This is a genomic window from Rhodococcus aetherivorans (genome assembly GCF_025722975.1).
In the GTDB taxonomy this organism is placed as follows: domain Bacteria; phylum Actinomycetota; class Actinomycetes; order Mycobacteriales; family Mycobacteriaceae; genus Rhodococcus; species Rhodococcus aetherivorans.
The window spans coordinates 5362990-5383208 of the sequence record NZ_CP106982.1 but is presented as its reverse complement, the minus strand read 5'-3'; the positions used below and the strand labels follow the sequence as shown (position 1 = coordinate 5383208).

General features: G+C 67.2%; 20 protein-coding genes. 15 read left to right on the top strand and 5 right to left on the bottom strand.

Features of this window, described 5'->3' with window-relative positions:
* Positions 1-27: 27 nt before the first annotated feature.
* Positions 28-1665 carry a flavin-containing monooxygenase gene (locus OCS65_RS24615; protein WP_263507915.1) on the bottom strand — a complete coding sequence of 546 codons (1638 nt, stop codon included), beginning with the start codon at positions 1663-1665 and terminating at the stop codon, positions 28-30.
* 171 nt (positions 1666-1836) lie between these two features.
* A complete protein-coding gene (locus OCS65_RS24610; protein ID WP_006942948.1) occupies positions 1837-2973 on the bottom strand; it encodes an acyl-CoA dehydrogenase family protein in 1137 nt (378 codons plus the stop codon).
* 154 nt (positions 2974-3127) lie between these two features.
* On the opposite strand from OCS65_RS24610, the gene OCS65_RS24605 reads away from it, so the two are divergent.
* The 4 genes from OCS65_RS24605 to OCS65_RS24590 are packed head-to-tail and all read left to right on the top strand — an operon-like array spanning position 3128 to position 7723.
* The gene (locus tag OCS65_RS24605; protein WP_006942951.1) at positions 3128-4303 is read left to right on the top strand and encodes a CaiB/BaiF CoA transferase family protein; all 1176 of its coding nucleotides are present in this window, start codon (positions 3128-3130) and stop codon (positions 4301-4303) included.
* A gap of 17 nt (positions 4304-4320) precedes the next feature.
* Positions 4321-6054, top strand: a complete 1734-nt coding sequence (locus OCS65_RS24600) for a class I adenylate-forming enzyme family protein (RefSeq protein ID WP_263507912.1) — start codon at positions 4321-4323, stop codon at positions 6052-6054.
* A gap of 2 nt (positions 6055-6056) precedes the next feature.
* Positions 6057-7241, top strand: coding sequence for an NAD(P)/FAD-dependent oxidoreductase (locus OCS65_RS24595; RefSeq protein WP_006942957.1), 1185 nt, complete (start codon positions 6057-6059; stop codon positions 7239-7241).
* A gap of 29 nt (positions 7242-7270) precedes the next feature.
* Positions 7271-7723 (top strand): nuclear transport factor 2 family protein, encoded by a 453-nt coding sequence (locus tag OCS65_RS24590; protein ID WP_006942960.1) that lies wholly within the window; start codon positions 7271-7273, stop codon positions 7721-7723.
* On the opposite strand, the gene OCS65_RS24585 is transcribed toward OCS65_RS24590, so the two are convergent.
* Positions 7720-8340, bottom strand: a complete 621-nt coding sequence (locus tag OCS65_RS24585; RefSeq protein WP_006942961.1) for a TetR/AcrR family transcriptional regulator — start codon at positions 8338-8340, stop codon at positions 7720-7722. The genes OCS65_RS24590 and OCS65_RS24585 overlap by 4 nt on opposite strands.
* Before the next feature lie 176 nt (positions 8341-8516).
* Here OCS65_RS24585 and camK point away from each other — a divergent pair, with 176 nt between their 5' ends.
* The 9 genes from camK to OCS65_RS24540 all read left to right on the top strand — a co-directional run bounded on the left by camK (position 8517) and on the right by OCS65_RS24540 (position 16568).
* Positions 8517-9290, top strand: coding sequence for a 6-oxocamphor hydrolase (gene camK, locus OCS65_RS24580; protein ID WP_006942964.1), 774 nt, complete (start codon positions 8517-8519; stop codon positions 9288-9290).
* A complete protein-coding gene (locus tag OCS65_RS24575; RefSeq protein ID WP_263507909.1) occupies positions 9287-9790 on the top strand; it encodes a MaoC/PaaZ C-terminal domain-containing protein in 504 nt (167 codons plus the stop codon). Before camK ends, OCS65_RS24575 begins: the two co-directional genes overlap by 4 nt.
* A gap of 3 nt (positions 9791-9793) precedes the next feature.
* Positions 9794-11020, top strand: coding sequence for a thiolase family protein (locus OCS65_RS24570; RefSeq protein ID WP_065923018.1), 1227 nt, complete (start codon positions 9794-9796; stop codon positions 11018-11020).
* Positions 11021-11028: 8 nt separating this feature from the next.
* Entirely contained in the window at positions 11029-11415 is a 387-nt protein-coding gene (locus tag OCS65_RS24565; RefSeq protein ID WP_006942967.1) for a Zn-ribbon domain-containing OB-fold protein, read from the top strand.
* Between the two features lie 12 nt (positions 11416-11427).
* Entirely contained in the window at positions 11428-13035 is a 1608-nt protein-coding gene (locus tag OCS65_RS24560) for a class I adenylate-forming enzyme family protein (RefSeq protein WP_006942969.1), read from the top strand.
* 81 nt (positions 13036-13116) lie between these two features.
* Positions 13117-14286 (top strand): thiolase family protein, encoded by a 1170-nt coding sequence (locus OCS65_RS24555; RefSeq protein WP_006942971.1) that lies wholly within the window; start codon positions 13117-13119, stop codon positions 14284-14286.
* Positions 14287-14327: 41 nt separating this feature from the next.
* Positions 14328-15200 carry an enoyl-CoA hydratase/isomerase family protein gene (locus OCS65_RS24550; protein ID WP_065923017.1) on the top strand — a complete coding sequence of 291 codons (873 nt, stop codon included), beginning with the start codon at positions 14328-14330 and terminating at the stop codon, positions 15198-15200.
* Positions 15201-15220: 20 nt separating this feature from the next.
* The gene (locus OCS65_RS24545; RefSeq protein WP_006942975.1) at positions 15221-15826 is read left to right on the top strand and encodes a TetR/AcrR family transcriptional regulator; all 606 of its coding nucleotides are present in this window, start codon (positions 15221-15223) and stop codon (positions 15824-15826) included.
* A 121-nt stretch (positions 15827-15947) separates the two neighbouring features.
* Positions 15948-16568 (top strand): TetR/AcrR family transcriptional regulator, encoded by a 621-nt coding sequence (locus OCS65_RS24540; RefSeq protein WP_161996384.1) that lies wholly within the window; start codon positions 15948-15950, stop codon positions 16566-16568.
* Positions 16569-16876: 308 nt separating this feature from the next.
* On the opposite strand, the gene OCS65_RS24535 is transcribed toward OCS65_RS24540, so the two are convergent.
* Entirely contained in the window at positions 16877-17146 is a 270-nt protein-coding gene (locus OCS65_RS24535) for a hypothetical protein (protein WP_221776578.1), read from the bottom strand.
* 37 nt (positions 17147-17183) lie between these two features.
* Complete coding sequence (locus OCS65_RS24530; RefSeq protein WP_006942980.1) at positions 17184-17708, bottom strand: winged helix-turn-helix transcriptional regulator; 525 nt, start codon at positions 17706-17708, stop codon at positions 17184-17186.
* Positions 17709-17763: 55 nt separating this feature from the next.
* Here OCS65_RS24530 and OCS65_RS24525 point away from each other — a divergent pair, with 55 nt between their 5' ends.
* Both OCS65_RS24525 and OCS65_RS24520 read left to right on the top strand, forming a co-directional pair.
* Complete coding sequence (locus OCS65_RS24525) at positions 17764-19158, top strand: MFS transporter (RefSeq protein ID WP_006942981.1); 1395 nt, start codon at positions 17764-17766, stop codon at positions 19156-19158.
* Positions 19155-19898: an acyl-CoA thioesterase gene (locus OCS65_RS24520; protein ID WP_050034601.1), complete on the top strand. Its 744-nt coding sequence runs from the start codon at positions 19155-19157 to the stop codon at positions 19896-19898. The genes OCS65_RS24525 and OCS65_RS24520 overlap by 4 nt, the downstream gene beginning before the upstream one ends.
* Positions 19899-20219 lie beyond the last annotated feature (321 nt).

Here is a 20219-nt window from a genome sequence, read left to right as displayed (position 1 = left end):
CAGCTGTAAATCCGAGACGTCGCAGGATCACGACATGACGTATCCCTTGTAGCCGTTGCGGGTCACGTCCTCGCAGTACTCCCGGAACCTGGGATTGCCCCCAACGAAGAGCAACACCTCGCGTTTGTCGCGCCCCTCGATGTTCTTGTTGATGCCGGTGAACCAGGAGTTCGTCTGCCCAAGGAGCAACTTGCCCATCAACTTCGTGCAGTAGAGCGTATAGCTTTCGGCTGCATCGGGTTCCGGCTCTATGCGTTGGACATGGTTTTCCTTTGCATGGGCCATCATTTCGCTCAGCCAGTCGACGGCGAGCGCCGAGCAGCGCGGAATGTTGCAGAAGGTGGCCCCGCTCTGCGGTCCGACAAGCAGGAAGAAGTTGGGGAAACCGGGGCATTGCATACCCATGTAGGTGGTCACGCCATCAGCCCACGCATCCTTCAGTGCCACACCGTCCGTGCCGCGGATGTCGATACGGTTCCACGCTCCCTTGACTGCATCGAAGCCCGTGGCGTAGATGATGACGTCGAATTCGTGCAGGGTCTCGGTGGTCTGGATGCCATCGGGTGTGATTCTGGTGATCGGCGTCGTGTTCAAGTCGACCAGGGAGACGTTGTCCTGGTTGTAGACCTCGTAGTAGTCGGTTTCGAGAGGCACCCGCTTCATGCCGAAGCCGTGATCTTTCGGGATCAGCAGTTCGGCGGTGCGGGGGTCCTTGACCCGCTCACGAATCTTCTGGGCCACGAATTCCGAGACGTACTTGTTGGCTACCGGATCGGACAGCACGTCCTGATACGCACCGAGCCACAGCGAGAATCCCGGGCCCTTGTACAGTTCTTCCAGCTTGGCATCGCGCTCCTCCTTCGGAACGTCGAACAGGTTCTTCGGAATGAACTCGTGCGTATAGCCGGCAATGGATGCGTCGCACTTGGCAATGAACTCGTTGTAGTGCGATTTGATGTAGTCCATCCGCTCCTGGGTCATGGGACCGTTGCCCAGAGGCGTGCACCAGTTCGGTGAGCGCAGGAACACCGTCAGGTTCTTGGCGACCTTTGCCATCTCCTGAATGACCTGCACACCCGTTGAACCCACGCCGATCACGGCTACGCGCTTGTCGGAGAAATCCAGATCGGCGGGACCGAATCCGTTCGGGTCATGCGGCCAGTTCGCGGTGTGGAAGCTTTCGCCCTTGAAGGTGTTGATGCCGGGGGCGTTGGGCATCTGGGGCGCGGACAGCGGTCCGAGGGCCGAGAAGACGAAGCGTGCAGTCACCGGAGCGCGATACTGTTGTTCGAACTCGAGTGTCCAATAGTTGTTCTCGTCGTCGAAGACGGCCTTCTTGACCCGCGCGTTGAAGATGTAGTCCTTGCGGATGTCCATGAGGTCGGCCGCGCGGTGGATGTATTCGAGTACTTCCGGTTGGGCGGCGAAGCGCTCGGACCAGTTCCACTCCTGCATGAGCTCTTCATTCCAGAAGTAGCCGTACACTTCGCTCTCCGAGTCGACCCGAGCGCCCGGATAGCGGTTGTGATGCCACACACCGCCGATGTCGTCCGACCCTTCGACGCCCAGGACGGAGTAGCCCATCTCGCGCAGTCGATAGGTCTGGTACAGACCGGTCAATCCCGCGCCGATCACCACGGCGTCGAAATCGAGTTCTTTCGTCATTGCACTTCCTCTCGTTGGCCTGGGGGCGAGCGTTCCGGGCGGCCGAACAGGCGAGCCGCTTCGCTGCGTCGATCGAGCCCCGGACCAATAACAATCGTTTGTTTTTCATGCGCCGCACGTATCCACGGATATGTGTCACGCGTATGGGGCTTGCAGGGAATTCGAGGCCGGTCAGAGCCCCATCTGCTTGGCGATGATGCTGTGCTGGATCTCGTTGGTGCCACCGCCGACCATGCCGTGCTTGGCCTCGCGGAAGTAGCGCTCCATGTCGTACTCGGGCAGCGTCGCGTAACCGCCGAGGGCCTGCATGCCGTTGGTGGCCACCCGGAAGGCGGTCTTGGCGGCGAAGACCTTGGCCATGGAGACCTCCTTGAGCGCCTTCTCTCCACGGGCGAGCTTGGTGGCGGCGCTGTAGACCAGCAGGCGTGCCGCCTCGACCTCGCACTCGTCCTCGGCCATGCGGTGCTTGAGCACTTGGAAGGACGACAGTGGCCGGCCGAACTGGGTGCGGTCCTTGGTGTAGCGGATGGTGTCGTCGAGGGCGGTGCGGGCGTTGCCGACGTAGGTGGCTGCCAGGCTCAGGCGCTCCCATTCGAGGTGGCTGCCGACGACGGTCCAGCCGTCGCCCGGCTGGCCGATGATGTTCTCCACTGGGACGCGGGCGTCGGTGAAGAAGATCTCCGTCGTGCCGAGGCTGCGGCGGACGATGGTGTCGAGTTTGCGGACGTCGACGCCCTCGGTGGTGTTGGGCACCAGGATCATGCTCAGACCCTTGTGCTTGTCCTCGGACGTGCGGGCCATGACGGCGATGACTGTGCCCGGGAGGTGGGCTCCGGAGCAGAACACCTTGTTGCCGTTGATGATCCACGAGTCACCGTCTTGAACGGCGCGGGTGCGCAGGCCGGCGGCATCGGAACCGGCATTGGGTTCGGTGATGGAGATGCTGAACTTGATCTTGCCTTCCATGAAGTCCGGCAGGTACTTCTGGCGCTGCTCGTCGGTGCCGTGGAACGCAATGTTGGTGGCGGTGAACATCGAGGTCATGATCGCCGCGGCGAAGTCGAGGCTGTACTTGGCGATGGCTTCGCAGAAGATCGCGTACATCACCGGGTCGGCTTCGAGGCCGCCGTACTGCTCCGGGATGAGCAACCCGAGCCAGCCGCGGTCGGCGATCTTCTGGTACGCCTCCTCCGGGAACTCGCGGGCCTCGTCGTGCTTGCGGATGTACTCGATCCCGACCTCACGCTCCATGAAGGCGTGGACGGTCTCGTGCCACATCTGCTGCTCGTCGGTGAAACGGAAATCCATGAGTTCTCCTGGGGTGTGACGGGGGTGATATTCGGAGGACGCTGTGGTCTTGACCACCTTAACCGCATCTGATAGCAATAAACAAGTGATTGTTTTTTCAGCACCGTCCGCCCCGGTGTTCTCAGTCGGGCACCATGGAAAGATGTGAGCGTAGATGGGTCTGCAACACACGTACCAGGGCATACGAGTCCTCGACCTCAGCGAGAACATCGCCGGTCCCCTCGCGTGCATGATCATGGCCGACCTCGGCGCCGACGTGATCAAGATCGAACGCGCCGTCGGTGGCGATTCCACCCGGCTGCTCCCGCCGCAACGGGAAGGCACCGGAACGGTGTTTTCCACAGTCAACCGCAATAAGCGCAGCGTCGCCCTCGACCTCGCCACCAGGCAGGGGCGAGACGCCGTCCTGCGCCTAGCCCGCGACGTCGATGTGGTGGTCGAGTCGTTCCGGCCCGGTGTCGCCGAGCGACTGGGCCTCGGATTCGACGACGTCACCGCCGTCAACGACCGAGTGATCTACTGTTCGATCAGCGCCTTCGGCCGCGGACGACTCGGCCATGACCGCCCCGGCTACGACGCGCTGGTCCAGGCCTTCACCGGGATCATGAGTCTGACCGGTGACCCCGATGGCCGCCCGGCCCGCACCGCCCCCTCCCTCGTCGACATCTCCACCGGGATGTGGGCCGGCATGTCGATCATGGCCGCGCTGGCCAACCGGCCCCGTCAGGACGGTCCGGTCCGCCTCGAATCCACCCTGATCGACAGCGGCCTGTTCATGATGTGCCACCAGATCATCGGCCTCGTGGCCGCCGACTTCCACCCGCAACGACTGGGATCGGCCGCCCCCAGCACCGCGCCCTACCAGGAGTTCCCCACCTCCGACGGATCGATCATGGTCGCCGCCGCCACCAACCGACTCTTCCAAAAACTCTGCTCTGCAATGGAAGCCGAGGAACTCGTCGACGATCCGCGATTCGCGACCGTCACCGATCGGGTGCACCACCGCGAGGACCTCACCACCGAACTCGAGAAGGTGTTCGTCACCCAATCGTCCGGCTACTGGCTCGCGCGCATCGCAGCCGCCGGGGTGCCGGTCGGTCCCGTCCACTCCCTCGAGGAGGCCCTCGCCCACCCATTGACCAAGGAACGCGCACTGGTGGTCGACGACCCCGCTGCCGCACAGGTGCGCCTGCCGCTCGACCAAGACCGCGACCTGCCGCTCGTCTCTCCACCGCCGCTCGGCCAGCACACCGAGGACATCCTCCGTGAGGCCGGCTTCGCCCCCGAAGAGATCCGTGCCCTCGTATCCGCCGAGAACACCCTCCCGTGAACCGGAGACCCGCCGAGATGAATCCTGACACTACGACCGAACGCCGCTTGGCGCTGGAGCAACGGTACGCCCCGTGGCGGCCGCGTACCACCGCCCAACTGTTCGACGAGGTCGCCGCCGAGTACCCCGAGCGCCCCTTCGTCCTGACCGACGACCGCACCTACACCTACGCCGACATGCACCGGTGGACCCTTCGACTCGCCGCCGGACTGATGGCGGTCGGCGTGCGGCCCGGCGACCATGTCGCCGTGGACATGGCGAACTTCGCCGACTTCATCGCACTCAAGCTGGCAATCGCCCGGATCGGCGCGGTGTCCGTCGCGGTCAACTACCTGCTCCGGCACGAAGAACTGGCCTACGTGCTGCGCCAGTCCGACGCGAGCGTGCTGATCACGATGGACGAGTTCAGAGGGCTCGACTATCTGGACTGCCTCGACCGGATCGCTCCGGGCTGGGAGGACAACGGTGGGGGAGAGGCCCTGCCGCGGCTGCGGCACGTCTTCGTCCGCGCCGTGACCTCGGACCTGCCCCGCCGCGGCGCTCCGCTGTCCTGTATCGAGGCCGCCGGTGCCTCGATCCCCGACGAGCAGGTGCTCATGGTCACCCCCGGGGTCGGCGCGCGGACCGTCTCGGACATCCTGTACACGTCCGGGACCACGGGCAAACCCAAGGGGGTCATGCTCGTTCACGATGCGGTGACCCGCACCGCCTACAGCTCGGCCTATACGCGGGCCTTCCAGGACGGGCGTCGCATCGGCTACGCCCTGCCGATGTACCACGTCTTCGGCTACATCGAGGCGATGGTGGCGGCGATGTTCGTCGGTGGTGCCGTGGCACCACAGGTGACGTTCGATCCGGCGGCCATGCTCGCGTCGGTCTCACGCCACGACATCGACGAACTCATCTGCGTGCCGACGATGACCTCCCGGCTGCTCGACGCGGCCGCCGACGGAACCTACGACCTCTCACCCCTGTCGACGATGTTCTCCTCGGGCACCGCCCACAGCCCGGAGATGTGGCAGCGCATGCTCGACGTGCTCGGCGTCGAGGAACTGTTCACCGCGTACGGGCAGAGTGAGACCACCGCGTCGACGATGTGCACGCTGCCGGGAGACGCGCTGATCCGGTTCCAGACCACCAACGGCACCGTCAAGCCCGCCGGCGCCGCCGGCGACCCCGGCCTCGGCGCTGCCGTGGCGGTGTACAAGGTCATCGCGACCGACACCGGCGCCGATCTGCCGGTGGGAGAGATCGGTGAGCTCGTGGTGCGAGGCCCGGCGGTCACCCCCGGGTACTACAACAAGCCCGCCGAGACCGCGGCGCTGTTCACCGCGGACGGGTGGATGCGCACCGGCGACCTCGGTCGCCTCGACGCAGACGGTTACCTCACGCTGACCGGTCGGATCAAGGAGTCGTACCGCTGCGGTGGTGAGCTGGTGCTCCCGTCGGAGATCGAGGCCGTGCTCAACCGCCACGAGGCGGTGAAGGTGGCACACGTGGTCGGCGTTCCGCACGAGCGCATGGGCGAAGTCGGATGTGCCTTCGTCGTGCCTGCCGACGGCGCCTCGATCCAAGAAGACGAGTTGATCGCCTATTGCAGCGATCTGCTCGCCCGATTCAAGGTGCCGGCCCATGTCCTGGTGGTCGCCGAGCACGAGCTTCCGGTCACCGTGACAGGCCGGGTGCAGAAGTTCCGCCTGGTGCAGCGGGCGACCCAAGTGCTGGCCCAACGCGTCGAAACGGTGAGATGACCATGGCCCAACCCTCCAACGACATCGTCATCGTCGGCGGTGGCCTGGCCGCCGTGCGGACCGCGCAGGGGCTGCGGACCCTGGGCTACGACGGGCCGATCCGTCTGTATTCGAACGAGTCCGAACCGCCGTACGACCGCCCGCCGCTGTCGAAGGACTTTCTGACCGGTGAACTCGACACCGACGGCCTGCATTTGCTCCACGACAAGGCCCTGGCGAGACTCGACCTCGACATCCATCTGGATTCGGAAGTCGTCGCGCTCGATCCGGCCGGCCGCCGTCTGGCCCTTGCCGACGGCACCACCGTGCCCTACGGACGCCTCGTGGTGGCCACCGGGGCGCAGGCCCGCCGATTGCCGGGGTTGTCGCCCTCAGCGCGCATCCACTACCTGCGTACCGTCGACGATGCCCGTGCGCTACGCACGGCGTTGGCCGACGCCTCCCGGATCACGGTCGTCGGAACCGGCTTCATCGGGCTCGAGGTGGCCTCGTCGGCCCGCCACCTCGGTCTCGAGGTCGACGTCGTGGCCGCCGACGAAGGACCGATGATCGGCATCGTCGGTCGCCGGCTGTCCCAGTGGCTGACAGAGCTGCACACCGCGCACGGGGTGCGCCTGACCAATTCGGTCGTGGTGTCGTCGGTGGACGAGTCCGCCACGGGGGTGACCCTCACCCTCGACGACGGCACCTCCCGCTCCTCGGACATCGTGGCCGTGGGGGTGGGCGTCGGCCGCGAGCTGCAGTGGTTGCGCGAGGCCGGGCTCGAGGTGGACCGAGGCCTGGTGTGCGACGTCGACGGCCGCACCAGCGATCCGTTCGTCTTCGGTGTCGGGGACATCGTGTGCATGCACATCGGTCCCGAGCACGAGGACCTGCAGCACTGGACGGCCGCCGCCGACAGCGCCCGCCGCACCGCCCACGCATTGATGGAGGCCGAGCACTCCCACGACCCGGGCGACGGGTTCTTCTGGACCGAGCAGCACGGCCACCGATTGCAGTTCGTCGGTGCCGGCGGCACCGACGCCGAAGTGGACGTGCTCAGTGGATCGATCGACGAGGGGAAGTTCGTCGCGCACCTGCGCTGCGGGAGCACCGTCACCGGGGTGTTCGCCTCCAACAGTCCCCGCGAATTCCTCGAGGCGCGTCTGGCCTTTCAGAAGCAGGCCGCGGCCGGCGCCGTCGGCTGACGGCGAATTCTTACGATCAGGAGGTACCTGTGAGCATCGATATCGAACGCACCCTCCCCGTAGCGGACCGGGTGGCGATCACCGAGTTGTACGCGCGCTACTCGACGTCCTTCGACACCGGGGACGTCCCAGGATGCATCGAATTGTTCACCGAGGACGGCACATTCACCGTTACGGGGCGGGAACCGGTGGCGGGCACAGCGGCACTGGCGCAGTTCTTCGCCGCCGCGGCCCAACGGTCCGCCGGCACCCATCACATCGTCAGCAACATCCTGGTGGAGAAAATGTCCACGGATCGGGCGCGGGGCAGCGCGCGCGTGCTGGCACTGCGGGTCGACGGCGAGACCGTGCGTCTGGCCGCCCTGGGGCGGTACCGCGACGAGTTCGCCAAGGTCGACGGCCGTTGGCTGATCCACACCCGGTGCGTCGACTCCGGTGTGCCGGACTCGCTCGTCGGCGCCGTCGTCGTCCGGCCCGACTAGGCGTGGGCTGCGCCGTGGCCGACGCGCACGCTCGCCAGCACGATCTCGGCCACGCCCGCAGCGACCGCCTCGGCCGGCTCCGAGCCGTCCGCGGGCAACCATTCCGGGCACCAGTTCACCATGCCGAGGACGGCGCGTACGGCGGTCGGACGATCGAGGTCGGGGGCGAATTCGCCGGCCGCTACCCCGGCGTCGATGATGTCCCGGAGCCGGTGTTCGTAGGCGTAGCGCTTGGCCACGATCCGGGTGCGCTCCGGTGGTTGGATGTGGCGCCACTGGTGGTAGACGACTCGGGCGCGGTTGACGTCTTCGGCCACGACCCGCACGTGGGCCTCGACGAAGTGCCGCAGTTGTTCGGTCGGAGTGCCGGGCAACTCGGCCACAGCGTCGAGGTACTGGTCGATGCCGCTCTCGACGAGACTGACCAGCATCGTGTGCTTGCTGTCGATGTGGGCGTACACGCTGCCCGGCTGGATTCCCAGCGCCTCGCCGAGGTCGCGCACGGAGGTACCGGCATAGCCTTGCCGGCTGAACAGACGCACCGCTGCCGCCATGAGCCGTTCCTGCTTGGTCGGTTTCTTCGGTGCCGAAGCGCGGGCACGGGACTGCCGGGGCATGGCGCCTCCTTTCGAACGGGTGGCCGTGCAGTGCGGACACCACGGCATGACACCTGATTGTTCTCTACCCGGTTTCCGACGAGTACAGCGGTCTTGTTACCGGCCTCACCTGATGTTACATTCAAAAAACAAATGATTGTTCACCGCTCCTCGGTGACTCGAACGGAGGAAGTTCGATGAAGCAATTGGCCACCCCCTTCCAGGAGTACTCACAGAAGTACGAGAACATCCGCCTCGAACGAGACGGCGGCGTCCTCCTGGTCACCGTCCACACCGAAGGCAAGAGCCTGGTGTGGACCTCAACCGCACACGACGAGCTGGCCTACTGCTTCCACGACATCGCGTGCGACCGGGAGAACAAGGTCGTCATCCTCACCGGCACCGGCCCCTCGTTCTGCAACGAGATCGACTTCACCTCGTTCAACCTCGGCACCCCGCACGACTGGGACGAGATCATCTTCGAAGGCCAGCGTCTGCTCAACAACCTGCTGAGTATCGAGGTGCCGGTCATCGCGGCGGTCAACGGACCGGTGACCAACCACCCGGAGATCCCCGTCATGTCGGACATCGTCCTCGCCGCGGAGTCCGCCACCTTCCAGGACGGACCGCACTTCCCTTCCGGCATCGTGCCCGGGGACGGCGCCCACGTGGTGTGGCCGCACGTGCTGGGCTCGAACCGTGGACGCTACTTCCTGCTGACCGGCCAGGAACTCGATGCTCGCACCGCCCTCGACTACGGCGCGGTCAACGAGGTCCTGTCCGAGCAGGAGCTGCTGCCCCGCGCCTGGGAGCTCGCCCGCGGTATCGCCGAGAAACCGCTCCTGGCCCGCCGGTACGCCCGCAAGGTGCTGACCCGTCAGCTGCGGCGGGTCATGGAAGCCGACCTGAGTCTCGGCCTCGCGCACGAAGCGCTCGCCGCCATCGATCTGGGAATGGAGTCCGAACAGTGACCAGCACAGCACCCTCGACCGTAGCCGAGACGGGGACTTTCAACGTCGACCGCTACTTCGAGGACTTCCCGGTCGGCACGGTCTGCGTCACCGGCGGTCGCACCGTGGACATGTCCGACATCTCGATGTTCGCCGGCCTGACCGGCGACCACTATCCCCTGCACACCGACGAACAGTACGCCAGCCGAACCCAGTTCGGTACCCGAATCGCGCACGGGCCCTTCACCTTCTGCATCGCGGTGGGTCTGGTGGCCCTGGCCGGCTTCTACGGCGAAGCCATCGTCGCGATGCGCGAGGTCCAGTCGATCCGTGCCCTCAAGCCGGTGCGTCCCGGCGACACCGTGCACGTCCGGGTCGAAGTGGTGGCTGCCGAACCCGCACGAAAGCCCGACCAGGGCATCCTCTCCCTCGATTACACCGTGGTCAACCAGCACGACGAGACGGTGATGACCGTCCGAATGGTGTTGCTGGCCAAGCGACGTAGCCCCTTGGAAGGCTGACACATGACACTCTCTTCGACCGATCTCGGTTTCAACCCCATGGCGGGAAGCCCTCTCGAAGCAGCTTTCGTGGGTATCGCCGAAATCCCCTCCGGGCGCTATCCGAACCGCCCCTTCATCGGCTCCCTCGTCGAGGTCGCGGTCGCCGCGGTCCGCGACGCCGGCATGCAGATCTCCGACATCGACACGGTGCTGCTGATCCCGTGCCTGCACTCCGCGGACGATCAGGCCGACCTCATCTTCTCCCGTGTGGTGGAGGAACTCGGCCTGCACGGCCGCGCCAAGGCCAGCGCCATGCTGCACTCCGGCGGATCGACCAGCGACAACATCACCCGCACCGCCGCCGGCCTGATCGCCAGCGGACAGGCCAAGAACATCCTGGTGGTCCAGGCCGACAAGTGGGGCTCCGCCCCCGTCGCGGACATGGTCGACATGCTCAGCGGCTACGGCATCCCCCGCGAGTGGGAGCGCCCCACCGGCCTGACCTTCAACGCGGTCGGCGCCCTGATCACCCAGCGATACATGGCAGCGTCCGGCTCGACTCCGGAAGAGATGGCCGCGGTATGCGTCGCCCTGCGCCAGTGGGCCCGACTCAATCCGAATGCGATGTACAAGGACAAGGACCTGACCGTCGAGCAGGTGCTCGGCTCGAAGATGGTGTGCGATCCGATCCATGCCATGGAGTGCCCGATGTTGGCCGACGGCGCCACCGCGTACGTGATGACCAGTACCGAGAATGCCCGCAAGACGCATGACCGGTGGGTCCGGATCGCCGGCTCGGGCGGCTGCGTGTCGCACTACAGCATCGGTCAGGAGAACGACCTGGCCACCATGGGATGGCGGCGGGCCGGTGAACGCGCCTACGAACAGGCCGGCTGGGGCCCCGACGACGCCGACATCGCGCAGGTCTACGACTCCTATGCGGCCGTGCTGACCATCGGCCTCGAGGGCCTGGGCCTGTGCAAGCTGCATGAGGGCGCCCGGCTGTTCGCCGCCGGGGAGTTCTCTCCCGGCGGCCGCCTGCCGGTCAACACCAACGGCGGTCTGCTCTCGGCCGGGCACACCGGCGTCGGCGGCGGCACCGCCCTGCTGGTGGAGGGCATCCGCCAGCTCCTCGGCCGCGCCGAGGACGCCCGCCAGATTTCCGATTGCCGGCGTGCCGTCTGCGGCGGCTCCGGCGGCACCTATATGGACAGCCAGGTGCTCCTGCTCGAGCGCGTGGACAAGTGAGGGACAACATGACGACTTCTCTGACCGACGAGTACTACGCCGCGCTGAGCCGAGGCGAACTGGTGATCCAGCAGTGCGGTGGATGCCACAACCCCATCATGTACCCGAAGTACGTGTGCCCCTCCTGCGGCAGCACCGATCTCGGATGGACGCCCACTCCCGGCGCGGGACAGCTGCACAGTTTCGCGATTCAGCGAGTGGGGGCTCCAACCGGATTCGAGGACGACCTGCCGTACGCCGTCGGCGTGGTCAAGCTCGATGAGGGCGTCCAGCTCCTCGCCCGTCTCCGTCCCGATGCGAACGGCGGCTGGGACGCCTATCGCTGCGACATGCGGGTCCAGTTCGACACCACCCCGGACGAAGGCCGCCATATCGCCTGGTTCCGGGCGGAATAGGAAGCCGGTGCCGTGTCTATCCCCGAGATGAACATCGCGACCTTCCTCGCCAAGTCCGCAACCCACCACCCGGATCACCCGGCCATCGTGGCCGGGGCCCGGACCGTCACCTACCGCGAGTTCTACCGTCGTGCCCTGAGCATCGGCGGCGAACTGCTCGCCCGCGGGCTGCGTCGCGGAGACCGGGTCGCCTTCGCGCTGCACAACAGTCCCGAGGTCCTCGAGACCGTCTTCGGGTGCCTGGCCGCCGGGCTGGTCGCCGTTCCGATGAACGCCCGGCTGCACCCCAAGGAGATGGGCTACATCGTCCGCTCCTCGGGAGCGAAGGTACTCATCCACGGCACCGCCTTCACCGCCCAGATCGACGAGCACCTGGGCGAATTCGACGGCATGCAGTGGCGCTTCGAGGTCGGGGGCACCGCGGGCATCGAACCGTACGACCGCCTCCTCGACTCCGGCACGCCGCTCGAGGCGCCTGTGGAGGTGACCGCCGAGGACGCGAGCTGGCTGTTCTACACCTCCGGCACCACCGGACGCCCCAAGGGCGCGACCTGGACCCACCGGACCGGCCGCGTGGTAGTGATGAACTACCTCGCCGACGTCTACAACATCGACCATGACGATGTCGTGCTGCACGCCGCACCCCTGTCGCACGGTAGCGGAATCGTCGCTCTGCCCACCATCGCCCGGGGCGCAACCAACGTCATCCTCGATGCGCTGAGCTTCTCCCCGGAACTGCTGTTCGACACCGTCGCCCGGCACAAGGTCTCCCACATCGCCTTCCTCGCCCCCACCCAGATCGTCGCGATCCTCGACAAGTACGACCCGGACCGGTTCGATCTGAGCACCGTGAAGGCAGTGTGCTACGGGGGAGCCCCGATCTACCTCGAGCACCTCAAGGCCGCTGTCGAAACCTTCGGCCCGATCTTCGCGCAGATCTACGGCCAGGGGGAAGCTCCGATCACGGTCACCGGACTGACCCGGGAGATGCACGCCCGGTTCGCGGCCACCGACGATCCCCGCCTCGGATCGGCCGGCATAGCCCGCACCGACGTCGAGGTGCGGGTGGTCGATGCCGACGGCACTCCCGTCGCTCCCGGCCAAGCCGGCGAAATCATCGTCCGTGGCGACGTCGTCATGCGCGGGTACTGGAACAATCCCGAGGCCACCGCCGAGGCGCTGCGCGACGGATGGCTCTACACCGGCGACGTGGGCACCTTCGACGACCAGGGCTACCTCTACCTTCTGGACCGGACCAAGGACATGGTGGTCTCGGGCGGCAACAACGTCTACCCCCGAGAGGTCGAGGAAGTGCTGATCACCCACCCTGCGGTGGCCAGCGTGGTGGTCTTCGGCATCCCCGACGAGTACTGGGGCGAAGCCGTGCACGCCGTGGTCGTGACCGAACCGGGCCACCAGGTCACCGCCGAGGAGCTCATCCGCTTCTGCGGGGAGAACCTGGCCGGATACAAAAAACCCAAAGCCGTGGAGTTCGTACCGGAACTCCCGGTCAGTGCCTACGGGAAGATCCTGCGCCGCGAGGTCCGCGACCGCTACTGGGCCGGCCACGACCGCAAGGTCGGCGGCGGCGCACGCGGCGTGGCGACCGCGACGCCGTAACGACCTTGGCATGCCGGGCCGCCGCGACGGCGCCACGACCCTCGCGGTGGCCCGGCCGCCTCACAGAACCAGGAGTTTGCCGTGGACAGAGTTTTCATCGCCGGCGTCGGCATGACACCGTTCGTCAGCCGCACCGACCAGACCCTCGGCGAGATGGCAGCCGCGGCCGCCGCGCAAGCCTTGACCGACGCCGCCATCGAGCCCCGCGACGTCGGCCGGGTGTATTTCGGCAACGGCGCCGCCGGCCTGCTCACCGGCCAGGAAATGATCCGAGGCCAGGTGGCGCTTCGCCACACCCCCTTGGCTGGAATACCCCTGGTCAATGTGGAGAACGCGTGCGCCTCCGGCAGCAGCGCGGTGCTCGGGGCATACGACGCCATCCGCGCCGGCCGCTGCGACGTGGCCGTGGCCATCGGCGTCGAAAAACTCTCCCACAGCGAGAAACACCGCACCTTCGCCGCCATCCGCGGCGCGACCGATGTCGCCGAACTCGACACCGATGCTGCTGCCCAGGAACTGAAGAGTTCGGCCCTGCTCGACGTCTACGCCGCCGAGGCCCGCGAGTACATCGACACCTACGGCGCCTCGGTCGAAGACTTCGCCGCCGTGGCGGTCAAGAACCGCACTCACGGCGCCCTCAACCCCCGGGCCCAGTTCGGCACCCCGCAGACGATCGACGACGTGCTCGCCGCCCGCATGATCGTCGACCCACTGACCCTGCCGATGTGCTCACCGACCACCGACGGCGCCGCCGCCGTCGTGCTCGTGTCCGAGCGCTACCGCAACCGCAACGGGGCAGGCACGTGTCAGATCCGGGGAATCGACCTGGCCTCCGGCCACGGCGCCGGCTCGGAACCGGTCGCCCGCGCTGCCCGCGCCGTCTACGACGCCACCGGCATCGGCCCCGACGACCTCGACGTCATCGAGGTTCACGACGCCGCAGCACCGTCGGAGATCCTGCAGTACAGCGAAATCGGATTGTGCGAGGACGGGGAAGGACACCTGCTGCTGCGCAAGGGTCAGACCGCCCTCGGCGGCCGTACCCCCGTCAACGTCAGCGGCGGTCTGCTCAGCCGGGGACATCCCCTCGGCGCCACCGGCTGCGCCCAGATCGTCGAACTGTTCGACCAGCTGAGCGGACGAGCCGGAGCCCGGCAGGTCGAACGCGCCGGCGTAGGGCTGGCAGTCAATGCCGGCGGATGGCTGGCGGGCGCCTACGCCACCACCGTCGCCACCCTCCTCACGCGGTGACCGTCGTCGGCACCGTCCATCCAGCACCCAAGGAGACACCAGTGCGGCAAGACCTGGAAACGCTGTACTACGAGCAGGCCGACGACGGCGTCGTCGTACTGACACTCAACCGCCCGGATCGGGGCAACGGGGTCGTGCCGGAACTGGTCCGGGACTTCGTGGAGACCTTGACGCGGCTCGAGGCCGACAAGAGTGTCCGTGCCCTCGTCCTGACCGGCGCCGGGAAGCAGTTCTCCGCCGGTGCCGATCTGAAGGCGATGAAGGACTACCTCGAACATCAGCACCGCGTCGAGCACGAACCCTACAACGCCCGGGTACTTTTCCCCCTGACCCAGCGTGTCGTCGCATCCCGGCTGCCGACGATCGCGGCGATCAACGGGGGCGCCACCGCCGGGGGCCTCGACTTCGCCCTGGCATGCGACATCCGCATCTGCTCCACCAGAGCGAAAATGGGGGAGACCTACATCAACATGGGTCTTCCCCCTGGCAACGGTGGCTCCTACTTCCTGCCGCGACTCCTCGGATCGGGCATGGCGGCGGAATTGGCGCTGACCGGGGACGTCATCGACGCGCAGCGCGCTCTCGAGATCGGGCTGGTCAACCGTGTAGTCGAACCCGAGGACCTGCTCCCCGAGGCGGTGGCGCTGGCCGGCAAGATCGCAGCCAAGTCCTGGCGCGCGGTCGAGGCCACCAAACAAGCCTTGCGCTCGACGTGGCAAGTCGACCTGGCCACCTCGATGACCAACAGCTTCTGGGCGGTCTCGGCCCTGCACTACGGGCCGGATCTGCTCGAAGGGGTCTCGGCCTTCCTCGACAAGCGTCCACCACGCTTCAACGAGGATCGGACACACGCCGCGGATTCGCCCACCGCGGATCCGGCGGCATCGGCGCCCGCTCACGCCTCACTACAGTGACGCCTCACTACAGTGACACTGTGAGCACTTCGGAACGGGCACCTGCCGCCGCCACGCGCGAAACGATCCTCGCCGCGGCGACGGCACTGTTCGGTGACCTCGACTACCCGGCCACCTCCATCCGCGACATCGCCCGGGCGGTCGACATGCTCCCGGGCAGTATCTACGCCTACGTCGAGAGCAAAGAGGCGATCTTGTACGAGATCGTCTCCACCGGGATCGACCGGTTCGTCTCTGCGGTCGAATCCATCGACCCCGCCACCGCACCGGACGAACGACTCGAACAAGCCATCCGTGCCCACATCGACATCGTCGCCGAAAACCCGCAACGGGCCCTCGTCGTCTTCCATCAATGGCGGTATCTGGGCGACGAGTCCCGTGCCCAGGTGATCGCAGCCCGGCGCCGTTACGAAGAGTTCTTCCGCACCACCATCCGCGAGGGCGCCGAGACCCAGGTATTCCGCCCTGACCTCGACGTTCGCTACGCAACCTTGACGGTTCTCGGCGCGCTGAACTGGGCGCCGGAATGGATCCACGCCGACGATCCAGCGCGTGCGGACAGCGGGCGGAAGCTGGCAGACATCCTTCTCGCCGGGCTGCGTCCATTCGACGAGAATGCACCGTAGCGGTCGATGTCGCAGCAGCCGGGAAGCGGCACGAACCCGATGCTGTCGCCTTGGTAACGACTGTTTGTTTGGGTTACATTCGTAAGAAGAACTGACCGTCCCGGACGGGGAAGGGGGAGGCATGCCACCGAGACAACGGCGTAACAACAGCCGTTCCGCAAAGAGCGGCCCGGTTTCGGCTGCGGAGATCCGTGCAGCCGCCTTGGCCTTGTTCAGCGAGCGGACGTTCCCCGTCATCGGGATGCGAGACATCGCTGAGGCGGTCGGGCTGCTGCCCGGTAGTCTGTACGCCCACATCAGCAGCAAGGAAGAGTTGCTCGCCGACATCGTCACCGAGGGCATCACGAACTATCTGGTAGAACTCCGCCCCTTCCTCGAATCCCAGGATCCGGCTCCCGATCGGATGCGCGGCGCCGTCAAGGCCCACGTGAAGGTGCTGGCGAAGACCCTCGAACAGACCCGGGTCGCCTTTCATCAATGGCGGTTCCTCGGTGACGGTGCCCGAGAGCAAGTAGTCGAGCTGCGTAAGCAGTACGAGAATGTATTTCTGCAGATCTATCGGGCGGGGGTCGCGGAGGGCACCTTCCGGAAGGCGCGCAGCGAGCGCATCGCAGTGCTTGCGGTGATCGGCATGCTCACCTCCGCATCGGAGTGGTATTCACCCGAAGGTCGGCTCGGTGCCGACGAGTTCGGTGAAGCCCTGGCCGAAGCCGCAGTGGACGGGCTCGTCGCGACGAGCTGACCGGCCGAGGACGGGTTCCAACTCCGTGGTGCATATTGAGCGACACTGCTAGTCGGGTCGCGACCGAGCGCCGGCACAGCGCACCGGGCCGGCACGCCCCGACGGGAGTGCACCACGGGACCGCCGCCGAGGTGCATCGTCGGCAGCCGCTCGGCGAGTACTGGGCTGCACACTCCGAGCGGTTCCGCCGCCCCACGGCGCCGGCCCTGTCCGGGCTCACTGGCCGCAACACCCGCCTGTCTCGAGCAGAGTGGCAACTACCGGCTTGATCATGCGCATGACCGTCAAAGCGTGGGAATGTGCTCGGCTCAGGTCTCGCTGTCCGGGTGGATCGGTGACGTGCGCAGCTCGCTCTCGTCGCCCTCGGAGACCTCGAACACCTGCAGGGGCGTGTTCGGGGGAGGGGTGCCCTCGTTCCGTCCGGGCGTTGCCGCCGCGGAGGGGGCCGTCGACGACTCGATCCGCCGGCGGAGCTCGGCGAGAAGCAAGTCGGTAGGCACCCGGGTGAGATCGGGCCCGGCACCGTCTTCCGGGATCTTTGTCACCGTGACCACCCCGGCACGCTCGTGGAAACGCATCGACCGATGCGATTGTCTCAGAGCGCGTGACGGCGAGTCATCGGTTTGCGGGGTCGGTGCGACGCATCGCGCGCCGGGCCTGCTCCTCGGTGAAGTTCGGTGTCAGGCGCAATTCCTCCAGGGGGACTTCACGTTCGGTGCTGCGGACCTCGACGCGCACGGGGTCGCCGGTGGCGTCGTCGGACAGGCCGAGGGGGCCGCCGCGCTCGCCCTGGAGGTACTTGTCGCCCCACTGCATCAGCGCGAGCACCGCAGGCAACAGGTCGCGGCCCTTCTCGGTGAGGATGTATTCGTACCGTGTCCGCTGCCCGGGCTTCTTGTAGGGCCGGCGCTCGAACAGGCCCTCGGCGGTCAGTTCGCGCAGGCGTGCGGCCGCGACGGCCTCGGTGATGCCGACGCGGCGCGCGAAGTCGTCGAACCGGGTGGTGCCGTAGTAGGCCTCGCGCAGGATCAGCATCGCCGAGCGGGTCCCCACCACGTCCATCGCCTTGGCGATCGAGCACTGGGAGGCCTGCCAGGCGTCGCGATCGGCGAGGAAGCCGTCCAACCGTGCCGCATGCATGCCCCCATCCTATCTGACTTGCCAAGGCCATAGTCAGCTTCTAACCTCTCTGGCTATGGAAAGCCAAAGTCAGGCCTCGGTCCGGATCGGCCCGCTCCTCGCCGTCCTCTCGGGAGCGCCCTTCGTCGCGAGCCTCGATCTGTTCGTCCTCAACGTCGCACTGGGCGACATCGGGACCAGCTACCCCGGCAGCTCGCTGGGAGAGCTCAGCTGGGTGCTCAGTGGCTACGCGATCGTGTACGCGGCGCTGCTGGTCCCGCTCGGTCGCTGGGCCGACCGCATCGGCCGCCGGCGCGGCTTCCTCGCCGGCCTCGGGCTGTTCACCGTCGCGAGCGCGGCATGTGCGCTGAGTCCGTCGCTGTGGGTGCTCGTGATCTGCCGGCTGTTCCAGGCCGTCGGAGCCGCGGCGCTGACGCCGGCCAGCCTGGGGCTGCTCGTGAGCGCGGTGCCGGAGGCGCGACGTGCCGGTGCCGTGAGGATCTGGGCGGCCACGGGTGCTGCGGCGGCGGCGTTCGGCCCGGTGGTCGGCGGGCTTCTGGTCGAGGTCTCGTGGCGCTGGGCGTTCCTGATCAACGTCCCGATCGGGATCCTGCTCCTCGCCGTCGCGCGGCGCGTCGTGCCGGACATCCGCCCGGTCGATTCCGGCACCCGCCTCGACCTGGCCGGCGCCGCTCTGCTGACGCTGGGCATCGGTGCACTCGCGCTCGGACTCGTCCAGGGGCCGGAGTGGGGCTGGGCCGACGTCCGCATCCTCGCCGCGTTCGTCGTCGCCGCCGGGGCCCTGCTGCTGTTCGCGCACGTCAACGCCCGGCACCCCGCGCCGCTGATCGAGCCGAGTCTGCTTGCGGTGCGCTCCTTCTCCTGGTCGAACGTGACCGCCCTGATCTTCAGCGCGACGTTCGCGGCCGGTCTCCTGGCCAATGTGCTGTGGGTGCAACAGGTCTGGGGATACTCCGCCCTGCGGACGGGTCTGGCCGTGGCTCCCGGGCCGCTGATGGTGCCGCTCTTCGCCGCCGTCGGGCAGGTGCTCGCGCGACGTTTCACCCCCGGCACGATCGCCGCAGCGGGATGCGTGCTGTGGGGCGCAGGCGCCGGCCTGGTCCTCGCGACGGTGGGGCCGGAGCCGGAGTATGCGACCGCGCTGCTGCCCGGCTGGCTGATCGGCGGCGTCGGCGTGGGGCTGGCCTTGCCGACCATCCTCTCGGCCGCCACGGCGCAACTGCCCCCCGCACGCACCGCCACCGGCAGCGCGATCGTCACCATGAGCCGGCAGCTCGGCACCGTGCTCGGGATCAGCGTGCTCGTCGCGATCCTCGGGGCCGGTGACGATGCGGTGTCCGCCTTCCGATTCTCCTGGTGGACGATCGCGGCGGTTGCCGTCGTCGCCGCCCTCGCCGCCGGAGGTATGACCCCCCGCCCGTCCACACCGGAAGTGAAGGTCCTGGCATGACCCATCTCGCCCCCGCCCCCTTCCCGATCGAATTCGATTCCAGCTGGCTGGGATTCGGTGGCGTGCACGGCGGACTCGTCGTCGCGGCCCTGATCCGCGCGGCCGCCGTGGAAACCGGCGCAACGCCGCTCGCCGTCTCGGCGCACTTCACCGGCCCTGTGCAGCCCGGCCCCGTCGACGTCGCGGTCGACGACGTCCGCGGCGGCCGGACCGTGAGCGCCCGGGCATCGATGCCGGACTCGGTCACCGCCCTCGTCCGGCTCGCCCGGACGGTGGGTGAAACGACCTGGCCGCGTACGGGAAGCGATTTCGGCGGCACGGATCCCGTGACGCTGCCGCCCCTGGAGATCCCGGTCGACTTCGTGCCGTTCTCGCAGTACCTCGACATCCGGCCGATCAATGCGGCCCGGCCCTTCGGCCGGGGCGACGACCCGGAATTCGAGGTGTGGATACGGCTGATGTCCGCGGTCGAGTTCGCTCCGGTCGAGCGCGCCGCGATCCTCCTCGATGCGCTGCCGCCGGGGTTGTTCGCGACGATGTCCGCACCCGTCCCGGTTCCCACGGTGGAGTTCGCGGCGCATTTCGCCCCGTCGCGTGCAGCCGCCGACGGTTGGTATCACCTGCGGCACCGAACGGTGTGGGCCACCGAGATGCTGTGCGTCGACGAGGCGGAGCTGACCGACGGCGACGGCCACCTCGTCGGTCAGGCCCGGCAGCTGCGCCGCATCCTCGGAGGCTGACGGAAGCGTCGGTGATGCACATCACGGAGTGGGACGTCGAACCGCGGGTAACACCTAGAACGTACCGCTCGATGATCTTGATGGCGTCCCCTGTGGTGCACCCTGCTGCTGCGGGAGCGTCGTTCGTCCCCGCTCATGCGAGGACGGAAGGATCGTCACTCGACACAACGGAGGTAAACATGGTTCTCGGTTCCCTCGCTGCAACGCTGTTCACGCTGCTCGCCGGTCTCGGCATCCTGCTCTGACCCACGCTCGACCCACGCCGCAAGCGCTCCGCCTCGAAGCGGGAGCGCTTGCGGCGCGCGGTCCCGGCTCGTGCCG